Here is an 11,371-nt window from a genome sequence, read left to right as displayed (position 1 = left end):
GTCGCCGCAGCCTGACAGCCGTCCCCGCCAGCTATCGCTGCATCAATTTGCTGATAACTTTACAGTGCCCGCTCGGCCCATCAGGCGCTCCGCAATATGCAGAACGTGCTGTGGGCAAAGCGGCTCTATTGGGTGATCGATCTCGACATACAGAAGTACTTCGATTCGATCCCGCACTCTTACCTCCGGGCGTTCCTCGACCAGCGAGTCACCGACGGCGTCATCCGACGGATGATCGATAAATGGCTGAATGCTGGGGCCATCGAAGATGGTCTCCTGCGCCGAACGACAGAAGGATCCCCGCAAGGAGGCGTCGTCTCGCCCTGCCTCTCGAACATTTTTCTGCACTATGTGCTGGATGAATGGTTCGAGACCGAGGTGCGGCCGCGGCTTCGTGGGGGCTGCACCATTGCCCGCTATGCTGACGATGCGATCATGGCGTTTGACAACATCGTCGACGCCCAACGTGTCCTGGCAGTTCTGGGCAAACGTCTTGGACGGTACGGGCTTACGCTCCACCCGGACAAGACGCGCCTCGTCGACTTTCGCCCGCGAAGGACGGAGAGCACACGGCATCCGGAGACGGATGGCACCAGCTTCGACTTTCTCGGCCTGACCCACGTGTGGGGACGGTCGCGCAGAGGAAAAGCCATGGTGATGCAAGTCACGGCCAAAGGCCGCTTTGCTCGTGCGCTGGCAGCGGTGAGTGACTGGTGCCGGAAACACCGGAACTGGTCGATCCGCGATCAGCACCGCCATCTCTCGTCCATGATGTGGGGCCACTTCGCCTATTATGGCGTCGGAGGAAATGCTCGGCGATTGCGATGGTTCGCCCATCAGGTCGTGAGGATATGGCAGAAATGGCTATCTCGACGAGATCGTCAAAGCGTGTTCCGATGGACCCGTCTTAACGAGATCCTGAAACGCCATCCGCTGCCGCCAGCCAGAATTGCTCATTCATTTGCTGCCGTGAGCTAAACTCTACCATGAGGAACCGGATGCGGGAAAACTGCACGTCCGGGTCTGTGAGGGGTGGGGCGGTAACGCCCCCACCTACTCGGCAGCGCTTCTTGCGCAGCGGACGCAGCGCCCGGGCCAAGGCATTGCCATCGCCAAGCGGCGCGAGGGCGCCGAAGAAACGCAGGCCTCCGGCCGCCTGTGCCGCCAGCAAGCGCTCGAGGAACAGGCGGCGGAACAGCCGGGAGAGCACCCGGACCGGCAGGAAGAAACGGCGGCGGCGACAGGCGATCCAGCGTCGGCCAGCACGCCGCCGGGGACGAGGCAGTGGAGATGCGGGTGATGGGTCAGCGTCTGCCCCCAGGTGTGGAGGATAGCGAGGAAGCCGAGTTCGCCGCCGAGATGCCGGGGATCGGCGGCAATGGTCTTGAGCGTCTCGGCGGCCGCCTCGAACAGCATCGTATAGAGCTGCCGCTTGTTCTGATAGGCGATCGCGGCGATCTCGGCCGGCATGGTGAACACCACATGGAAGTACGGTACCGGCAACAGATCGGCCTGACGGTCGGTAAGCCAGCGATCGCGCGTGGCACCCGGGGGCCCTCAAGCCGATGTGTTGGAATGCATTCGTTCGCACATTCCATGGTTTGAATAGGCCCCATACAAAAAATGGATTTCCCAGTCTTGCCACATGGTGCATAGCGAAGCTCCCCACGCGTGCCTCGCCTACGCTACCTTTCGTTGGGACATGACACCACGACAATAGAGAAAGGCTGATAGATGAAGAACGTCACATACCTCTTGGACCCGGAGTCTTTCGCACTATTGGGATTGCCGACGGTGTCGGCCTCGCGCCGATCTTTGGTTTGCTCGGTTTTGCCGCCTAGTGCAGATGATCCGCTTTGACGATTCGCATGCGCTATTCTTAGAGATGAAGAAGGACTGCGCGATGGGGAACAGCGTTCACGGTTTTTGCCTAGGCCGGTGGAACACGAAGGTAAGGGCACTTGTCTGCCGCGCCTGCCAGACAATCGGAACCGAAAACACGGTCCACCGCTATTGCACGCCTCTTACTGCCGCCCATGTTGCAAATTTAACCCGAATTTTCGGAGGTATATCTCATGAATCGCAGGACCGTGCTGATGCTCGCATGCACCGCAGCAGTCGCCACATGGCTCGTAGCCTCGCCGGACGTGCGGGCGGACCCCGTTGCGGATATATGTTACCTTTTTTGCCCATCGGAGCAGGATGACACCGTTGGCGCGTTTTGTTCATCTTTTTGCTCCTCATCTTCGTCCCTTCCGCTTCCAACGGACCCTCAGAGCGGAAGCCAGGTAGAGAGACAAAATCCGACTCGAACCACAGACGCTGCGAGCCGAACGTCAGAGAGGCCGTGACAGGAGTAGTACGATTCAGGCCTTGGCGGATCGTCTGGGTCTCGAAAAAACGCTCTCCAGTTGCAGAGCCGCTGTCAAAGATCGGTAACGCTAGCGATTGTTTCGGCGAGCGATGTGGCTCGACGCGCATCGCGATCTGGTTGGCTTAATGGCGCGAGACCTGTGTCGGCACAGCGGTCAAGGTAACCGGGCGCCAAGGCCTGCCTGCTGAGGCGGTCTTGGGCTGGGACAGCCCGCAATATGGAAGAGAACAAGCCGACTGGTGCTAAAGCCTCGTGTTTCTGAGCAAAACGTCACCCTCCACTCCGCGTGGAAACTGAGCCACCAATTCGAACGAAGGCAGTAGGTCAAGAATTGCGCGCAGGGGCAGTTGACCTTCATACAGCTCCTGGTCACTATATTCAGTGTAGATGAAGCGCGTATTGTTTAGAGTCTCTTTGCCGCCAGCGATGACGTCGGACTCGGCCCCCTGCACATCCATCCAGATCAGGTCGATACTCTCCAAGCCAGCCTCACTGCACCAATCGTCCAGTCTCCGAGTCTCAACTGAGATGGGTCCGTCAAACCGGACCCACTGATATTCGGAAAGGTGATTCTTGGGCTGGCGTATTGAGCCTGACAGATCCCATTCCTTTGCATCTCCATTACTGGGGTGGAAATCGATTCTGCCGTTTCGATCACTGATCGCGACTTCAAATAGCCTCATCCTGTCCAAAGGCCCCATGTTTTCCCTACAGCGAGCAGCGGCTCGGGGGTCTGGCTCAAAGCAGAAAAGCTGGGCCTTCGGACGAAGCTGGAGAAAGCGTCGCGCATCGCTTCCATCATTGCAACCGATGTCCAGAATCACGGGGTCAGGCTTTTCAAGGAGCGAAACGATCTGTCGATGGACCTTCAAGGAAGACGTTGGCTTTCCTATGCCCTCCGCAAATTCGCGAAGGCGTTGCTGAAGAGAGATTAGCAGGCCTTCTTTAAGATACCGTCCTACTTCCATGAAATTACACCTCAATATTGATTGCAGATGCGGGTGCTGACCGCTGGTGAGACATTGAGTGCTCGTGCCGCGCTTCGCTGGAGCCTCAACGAATGCCGCCCATCACTCATGAGCGTCTCGGCCCCACCAGCATGGGTGAAGGAGAGGGACGGAACTACCGCGATTGTCATAGGCGGGCACCGCTTGACAGATTGATTGAACTTGATAGTGGTTCCGCTGCAGAGCCGGCGCGCATTGGATGCAGTCGCACGCTACGCTGCTCCCAAAGCCCACGCAGTTCATTTAGGAGCGCTTCACGCTGGTTCTGATTGGGCGCGATGAGGTCCAAGATATCGCCGAGCGGAGCTTCTCCATCAATCCGCATTAGCAGTTCGAACAACTCGGATGAAATCCGCACGGCTTCTCGGCTGGAGGGACCCGTGCGGATCTCGCATACCGTCTCTTGGCGGTCTAACGCCGTAAATGCACGCACTTGATGGAGGCTTGAATAAGGCGGCAACGAAAGCGCAAGTCTACTCCAGTCCTCCGGTGACGCAGTCCGCTTCTTGATGAGATACGACCCAACCACGAGTCCATCCAAGTCGGTGGTCAAAAATGTGGTCACCGCATCCGCAACCGAATCCACTATCGGCTCAACATTATTGTTGAAGGACGTGTTGAGCAGAATCGGGACACCTGTTCGTTTCCTAAAGGCGGTGATGACCTCCCAATACGCTTGATTGATGTTGCGCGATACTGTTTGCAAGCGCGCCGTACCATCGACGTGCGTGACGGCACCGAGCAGATTGCGCTTGGATTCGCGCACAGGCACTACGAAATTCATAAAGGGAAATTCCTGCCTGCTATCTGGCAATTCAAAGAACTCGTTGGCGTCCTCCTCCAACACGGATGGCGCAAAGGGGCGATAGCCTTCGCGCTTCTTGACAATCGCGTTGATCCGATCCTTGTTTGTGGCCGGCCTAGGGTCGGCAAGAATGCTACGGTTGCCAAGCGCACGCGGTCCGAATTCCGATCGTCCCTGCATCCAGCCGATAACGGCGCCATCGGCGATCCACTCGGCTGCTCTGCTGGCCACATCATCGCAGCGTTCGATTTCAATGTGGCCGCCCCATGCAATTAATTCCTGCTCCACGGCGCGGTCGCTCCCGAGATCAGGACCCCAATAGACCTCCTGCAAACGCTCTCGAGGTGCGGACTGCCCTAGTTCATTAGACATCATCAATGCAGCGCCTAATGCGCAGCCAGCGTCGTGTGCCGCGGGTTGCACGAAGATGTCTTGGAAGATTCCCGAGCGCAACAGCTTACCGCTCAAAGTGCAGTTGTGAGCTACTCCTCCGGCCAAGCTTAAGCGCTTTATGCCGGTGATCTCGCTGTGATGCCGTAGAACGTGAAACACAATCCGTTCGAGTGCTTCTTGCAACGAAGCACTCAAATCTTTATGCTGCTGAGTGAACGGCATCCCTTTTCGGCGTACCTCAATGCTGCGAAGCAGCGTGGGACCAATCCGGTCCAGATAGATCCGGTAGCCACCGTTGTCTAATAGCTCGTAGAACTGTTCGAAGAGGTCGCGATGGGGAGCGGGGTCGCCGTACGGTGCAAGCCCCATGACCTTGTATTCATCAAACATGCCGTAACCGAGATATTTTATGGTCTCAAGGTACAAAAGCCCTAAAGAATCGCTCTCCGGAAATGTCGCAAGCGGTGTGACTTCCGTGCCAGATCCTATCGCCAAAAGACCCGAGGCGAAGTCTCCACCGCCATCAATTGTCAAGATGAGACTTTGTTCGAAACCCGACATAGAAAACGCGCTCCAGGCGTGCGACAGGTGATGGCTTACGAATGAGATTCGCGACGGATCGACCTCAGTACCAAATTCCTGCGCGAGCAACCCACACAACAACAGCTTGGCATACAACGGTATTGACATGTGCGGCTGAGAAACGAGCAAGCGCTCGAGCATAGCATTGCAAAATGCCTCGGTTGCATAATACGCGAGCAGTCGATGTCGCTGAGCTGAACCCCGGCGTATTCAAGGCAGTATTGAATCGAACGGCGCGGCAGCTTGTTGGAATGTTTGATTCTATTAAGCCGCTCCTCTTCGACAGCAGCTATCACTCGGCCGTCTCGGACGAGAACCGCTGCACCGTCGTGCATAAATGTATTCGGCAGATCGAGCGTGTTTTCGTAAATCTTGCTTAGACCGCCACTCAGTCCTAGACACAGCATGTTGCTCTCCAATCTCTCGTCACTTGTAACAGGTAGGCCCTGTGCTCCGACTGAATTTAGTCGTTTGCTAAGCTCAAGCAGTGCTCTTTCTGCCGTAGGTCAGGACATTAAACGCCGCCGAAGAAGTCCCACAGATAAGAAGAATGGCATCACTGCAAATATACAAAGCGCGCTGATGTGCAGAGCGACGCCTCCGCCTGGGCGATCTAGCATCGCTGGACGAATGAGCTCGATTGAATGTGACAGCGGCAGCAGATGCGATAGCTTCTGAAAAATGTCGGGCAGTTGGCTGACTGGGAAGACCGCTCCTGACAAAAACAGCATGGGTGTAAGGAAGAGCGTCTGGTAAAATATGAAATAGTCGTAACTGGGCGCAAGTGCTGTGACGATCATCGCCAGGCTTGCAAAGGCGAACCCCGTGAGTGCGATCACTGGCAAGGCAAAGAGAACGGACGGCCACGATGCAAAGCCCATTGTGGCTGCAACGAGCATCATTGCTGTCCCGGCCAATAACGCCTTGCTGGCTGCCCACGCCAGTTCACCGAGGACGATGTCCCCGAGCGTGAGTTGGGTGCACAGGGCTGATTCCCAAGTTCGTTTTGCGTGCATGCGAGCGAAGGTCGCGTGAATAGTCTCGAACGTCGCGGAGATCATTGCGCTTGTTGCAACCATGCCAGCCGCCAAGAACGCGACATATGGAATGCCGTCGACGCGACCCACCATCGCACCCAGGCCGAAGCCGAGACCAAACAGCGAAGTCACGGGCTCGGCGAGGTTACCGAGAATTGAAGCGATCGCGGCTTTCTTCCATGCCATATAATTACGGCGCCACACTGCAATCCAATTCCAAGGATTGGCGGGTAGGACCGCCGCGTAACGTTTCCACATCGCTCAGTCCTTCATTTCGCGCCCGGTCAACCGCAAGAACACATCTTCAAGATTCGGTGGACGCTGCAATAGGCGTAGACCGGTTCGCCCGCGCAATTGCAAGCGCACCTGTTCTGGATCGGACGAATAGCAAAACAGCGTCTCACCGCTCACTTCGACACGCTGAGCATATGGTCCGACAACTGAAGTCAGCTCCCGCGGATTGCCGCCGTAGATCTCAATCACGTCGCACCCGATCTGCTCGTCGATCAGCGCGTGAGGGCGGCCTTCCACGATCTTCCGTCCGTGCTCTATAACACACAAGCGGTCACATAATCGGTCCGCCTCTTCCATGAAGTGGGTAGTCAGTAGAATCGTCTTGCCAAGCGCCAACAAGGACCGCAGCCGTTCCCATATTAGGTGGCGAGCATGCGGATCGAGGCCGGTAGTCGGCTCATCCAGTATCAGGAGCTGTGGGTCGTTGATCAGCGCACAAGCCAGCGTCAGCCGTCTCTGCATACCGCCGGATAATTGCGCCACGGGTACATCCGCCTTGCTCTCGAGCCGAGCGAAATCGAGCAGTGGTGGAATGGCTTCCTCGAGCTCGCGAGTACGCAGGCCGAAGTAACGTCCGAACACCAGTAGGTTCTCGCGCGCCGTGAACTCGCGATCAAGTGTGTCGAATTGCGGAACCACCCCTATGCGGCTGCGCGCCAAACGCGCGCGGGCTGGCACCGGCTCTCCGAGCACTGTGATCGTGCCTTCATCAGGCGGTGCCAGGCCGAGAACCAGACGCGATACCGTGCTTTTGCCCGCACCGTTCGGTCCCAGCAAGCCGAAACATTCTCCTGAGGTGATGGTGAATGACAGTTGGTCGACAACGACTTTGTCGCCATAAGACTTACTGACGTTGGTAAGCTCGATTGCCACATCTGATTTGGAGCAAGATAGCGAATTATCCGCATTGCTATGCCCGTGGCACTTCTGCTTGCGTGCATTGCTCTCAGGCCGCCGCGACGGTGAGCTTGAGACATTTGCTCGAGTCAATAGCTGCAATTTCTCGTCCTATCTTAAATTCGCTTGCCTGTTTGGCAAAGCCGGCTACCGCCACCGCAGTGACTGACTGATGTCAGCAGCCTCGCAAGCTGCGCAAGGCTGAGCCAGCGACGCGGGTGCCGCAGTTTCAGACGGCTCCGCAGCGCTTGTTTTAGCAATGGGGTTCAGGAGAATCCTTTACGCCGTTGGGTGCGGCAGCCGGGGAACCACGCGACAGCCAGTCGCTGTTGCTCAACGTGCACAACGCATATGCTTTGAGGGGGAGCAGGAGAGCGACGTTGAGGAGGGTGTGCAGCGAAAACCCAAGGAATCGCAGCTCTCGCGCTCGAAACGCCGCCACGCCGCAGCGGACCATTGTCATAGATGCAATCATCAGGATCGTCGACCAAGGCACTGTGGCCGTCAGAGCGAGCTGTGCTAGCCCCGTCAGGACCGAGAGGGCTAGGAGCAGCGGACCAAGATTCTGTCCGATCACGTCCAGCGTAAGATAGCGATCAAGGCCCGGCAGTAGGCGGAGCGCGAGCAATGTGTCGCGAAACGTGCTGCGTGCCCAGCGCAGTTGTTGGCGCAGATAGGCCCCCATCGAGTTTGGAACGACCGTCGCCGCGATGGCGTCCGGAACGTACTCGGTTCGAAAGCCTGCATTCAGCATGAGGATTGTGAGGTGGCGGTCTTCCCCGAAGTCGCTTGGCCTGCCTCGAAACAGTTGCGTCTCGTATTTATCGAGCAGCAATAGGAGTGCGGACCGCCGGTACATGGCACACGGGCCGCAGCAACACATAACGGCTCCAAAGCGAGCCTGTGCTGCTCGTTCCTCGTTGCAGGCGAGCCAGTACTCCATGTCGATCAACCGCGTCAGCCATGTGTCGCTGCGGTTGCTGGCCGTCAACTGACCCATCGCCGCGCCGACCGCGGGACTGTACATCTTCAGGGCAAGTTTCGTGACTACGTCCGGCGCAATGGTCGTGTCCGAGTCAACGTTGAGCACCAAATCTCCCGATGATTCCCGTATTGCGACAATCTGCGCCTTGCGCTTTCCGACGTTCTTTGGCATCAGGATAAAGCGGAACCTCGGGTCGCACGCATAATGATCGTGTACAGGTATGATGGCGTTGCGATTGCCAGAACCGTCGTCAACCACGTAGACCCGCAACTCTCCAGCGTAGTCTTGCTTTGCAATGGAAGCTAGGCACGCCGAGAGCGCGCGCGGATCCTCATTGTAGCAGGGGACGATAACATCCACGCTCGGCGGTGCACCGGAGCCGGTCACGGGCGTTGACGCAGCTGTGGTGTTTGTTGGCAAAGCGTATATAGCTTGCATGCCTTTGTAAGCCGTCGAGAGTGCTGCATACAAGGAGATGGCTACGGCGCCGGTCGTGCCAAGCAGATCCATGAAAAACCGTCCGTTTAATGATTCTGAGGAAGCGAGCGGATTATAAATCCGCGGTCGTGCAAGGCAGGGATGAGACGAGACAACGCCGCCACCGTCTGGTCGCGAAAACTGGCGTCAGTGTTCGCCAACTCGTCGGGAGGGCACCCATCGTGCAGGAGAATGATTGAACCGGGCCGGACCGAGGCGAGTACCGCATCGACGATTGCGTCGATACCGGGGCGGGACCAGTCCCGCGGGTCCACAGACCAGTGCACAGCCGCCAGTCCAGCGTTTGCCGATGTTGTCAGCACGTCATCGCTCCAAATTCCGTAAGGCGCACGTATGTGCCGCACCGAAGCCTCGGGGCAGGCCATCCTGATGGCCCTGTTCGCCTCGAGTACTTGGCGTTCCACGTCCCGACGTCCGCAGGCAGACAGGTCCGGATGGGTCATTGTATGGTTGGCGACCTCGTGCCCTTGCGCAACCATGCGTCGGATGAGTTGCGGCCGGTCCTTAGCATAAGCCCCGATGACGAAGAAAGTCGCCGGGACACGGTGTTCGGCCAGCACATCGAGGACCTCAGGGGTAAAAACCGGGTTAGGACCGTCGTCGAAGGTCAGGTAGACGCTCGGGGCCCCAGTGCCGCTTCTGGGCACTGTCCGGAGATAGTCAAGCTGTTTCATAGTTCCGGACCGTTTCGTTCGATCAGTGTGCCGGATGGCCATTCGCTCATTGGACGTCCAATCGGAAAGACCACAACGAGTACGTCTTCAGTGCGCGTTGGCGGCAGGTTGAGATAGACATCTGAAAGGGTGGACCGCACGCGAACGCCAGCCACAATTGTACCGAGACCGTTTCGGCAGAGTCTGCCCACAAGCTTGTACAGCGCGTGTCGAACGGCGCCAAATGCGAACGGAACGCCAAGCTGCTGCAGCACCGGATACATGACGCGGATGGAGTGGTTGAGCCCGAGTCCTTCGAGGTCCGGGCGAACCCCCCACAAACCCAGTTCCGCCACCAACAGATCGGCATCGCCCACCCTGATAAAGCGGCGCAACAGCCCCATGTGAGCAGCCACTCCGTGAGCGTCGTAGCCGATTACACGGAACTCCGGCCTTGCTCCGGCCCAACTGTGCCCACCTTCAAATGGTCTTGCGTTGAACGTCCCGGTCGGTCCATAGGTCTTCCGGAAGAACTCAGCGAGTTCAGTGTGGTCGGAGAGCTCCAGCTCATTTTCCCAGCACAGTTTCCACCGCATCTGAGGACGCATATCCAAAGAACTCCACATCTTGCTGCTTCTTGAAACGTACATCAAACGTCCGAAGTGGCCGGGGTCGATGGACGCCCGACACTGTCGTCGAACCCGCATTGCGGACCAAGTTGGTTGTTATAACCTGCACAGTGAGTGGGGGACATTTCCCGACCTTCCCGTATCACTCGCAAATCTCTACCAGCGACACACTTGATTTCTTCAAACGTGAGCATCTTCTAATAGTGATTGGACGGATCCGTAAAATTGATTGTTTGGATTATATCCATTCATACTGTGGATACACCCGGCCCAAGTCTCCCTGCTAGCAACGGTTGATGAACGAACCCGACACCGCGGCGGGAGCATCAGCTTCGGCCAGCCAATCACGGGCGTGCGGCCACGCTCTCGAAAACAAGGAAGTTGGATCAAAGAACAGGCTGAGACTTGGCCGCCAACGGCAAAGAAGCTAATACCGCTACTGCTCCCGCGCCGTTCGGCAGATACGTTTCGGCCACAGCCACGGCTTGTTCGGCTCGGGCAGCTATATCAGGCAGTGCCGTCTCGTCGATCATGATGCGCTGATTTTTCCTGTAGGATGGAACGTGGGCGTAGCCAAATACGGCAAGCCGGTCGCGGCGCATTGCGACCGCTGCCGTCGCGCTCTGAACGCAGGACTGCACGGTCTGGTGCGGGAGGCCGTACATGAGGTCGAAGTTGATGCGACTTATCCCAATCCGGCGCAGGTTTTCAATAGCCGCGGTCGTCTGCGCCTTTCTCTGGACCCGGTTGGTTGCTTTTTGAACAATGGGATCAAAGCTTTGCACGCCGAGACTCACGTGGCTTACCTCGGCCGCTCCTAAGGCTTCGGCCATCTCGGCCGTGAAGGTGCGCGGCTCGATCTCGACAGCGATGGTTTTCCTGAAGGCGAAACTGCGACGCAGAAGATCCATCAGAGCCAGAAAATCTTCTGGCTTGATGATGGTTGGTGTTCCACCGCCGAAGTGCACGTCGCTCACGGGCAGCGCCTGCGGCGCTTGGGCTGCTACCAAACTTATCTCCTCACTAGCGCCGTCAGATAGTCGAGGATCGATGCGTCTCGACGAGTTATGCTGTTGGGAAATCCGCAATACCAGCACATCGACCGACAGATCGGAATGTGGAGATACAACGACACCGGATCTGACGCCGGCAAGTTCCTCAGCCACCCCTTACTAGTGGATGGAATCTAACACTTGGTGCCCCCGTTTGACGGCAGC

General features: G+C 57.5%; 7 protein-coding genes and 3 pseudogenes. 1 reads left to right on the top strand and 9 read right to left on the bottom strand.

All coding sequences use genetic code 11. The features are described from left to right. Positions 1-96: 96 nt before the first annotated feature. The gene (locus N181_RS02905) at positions 97-978 is read left to right on the top strand and encodes a reverse transcriptase domain-containing protein (protein ID WP_015633482.1); all 882 of its coding nucleotides are present in this window, start codon (positions 97-99) and stop codon (positions 976-978) included. A 40-nt stretch (positions 979-1,018) separates the two neighbouring features. Here the strand turns inward: N181_RS02905 and N181_RS02900 are convergent. From N181_RS02900 to N181_RS02855, 9 genes and pseudogenes are all read right to left on the bottom strand, one after another. Beyond that, positions 1,019-1,545, bottom strand: a pseudogene (locus tag N181_RS02900) (IS91 family transposase); the annotation flags it as partial. A gap of 1,071 nt (positions 1,546-2,616) precedes the next feature. Then, on the bottom strand, positions 2,617-3,342 hold the full coding sequence (gene noeI, locus N181_RS02895) for a 2-O-methyltransferase NoeI (protein WP_014858065.1): 726 nt from the start codon (positions 3,340-3,342) through the stop codon (positions 2,617-2,619). A gap of 166 nt (positions 3,343-3,508) precedes the next feature. Next, positions 3,509-5,568: pseudogene (nolO, locus tag N181_RS02890) on the bottom strand (nodulation protein NolO). 99 nt (positions 5,569-5,667) lie between these two features. Beyond that, positions 5,668-6,456, bottom strand: a complete 789-nt coding sequence (nodJ, locus tag N181_RS02880) for a nodulation protein NodJ (protein WP_015633485.1) — start codon at positions 6,454-6,456, stop codon at positions 5,668-5,670. Between the two features lie 3 nt (positions 6,457-6,459). Then, positions 6,460-7,491: a nodulation factor ABC transporter ATP-binding protein NodI gene (gene nodI, locus N181_RS02875; RefSeq protein WP_015633486.1), complete on the bottom strand. Its 1,032-nt coding sequence runs from the start codon at positions 7,489-7,491 to the stop codon at positions 6,460-6,462. Between the two features lie 151 nt (positions 7,492-7,642). Further along, positions 7,643-8,884 (bottom strand): chitooligosaccharide synthase NodC, encoded by a 1,242-nt coding sequence (gene nodC, locus N181_RS02870; protein WP_014858070.1) that lies wholly within the window; start codon positions 8,882-8,884, stop codon positions 7,643-7,645. A 14-nt stretch (positions 8,885-8,898) separates the two neighbouring features. Continuing rightward, positions 8,899-9,546 carry a chitooligosaccharide deacetylase NodB gene (gene nodB / locus N181_RS02865; RefSeq protein WP_010875356.1) on the bottom strand — a complete coding sequence of 216 codons (648 nt, stop codon included), beginning with the start codon at positions 9,544-9,546 and terminating at the stop codon, positions 8,899-8,901. Next, positions 9,543-10,133, bottom strand: coding sequence for a nodulation N-acyltransferase NodA (gene nodA, locus N181_RS02860; protein ID WP_015633488.1), 591 nt, complete (start codon positions 10,131-10,133; stop codon positions 9,543-9,545). The genes nodB and nodA overlap by 4 nt, the downstream gene beginning before the upstream one ends. 470 nt (positions 10,134-10,603) lie before the next feature. After that, positions 10,604-11,340, bottom strand: a pseudogene (locus N181_RS02855) (radical SAM protein); the annotation flags it as partial. Positions 11,341-11,371 lie beyond the last annotated feature (31 nt).

It is taken from the genome of Sinorhizobium fredii USDA 205 (assembly GCF_001461695.1).
Classification (GTDB): Bacteria; Pseudomonadota; Alphaproteobacteria; order Rhizobiales; family Rhizobiaceae; genus Sinorhizobium; species Sinorhizobium fredii.
The sequence above is the reverse complement of the archived record's forward strand: the minus strand, read 5'-3'. Positions and strand labels throughout refer to the sequence as shown.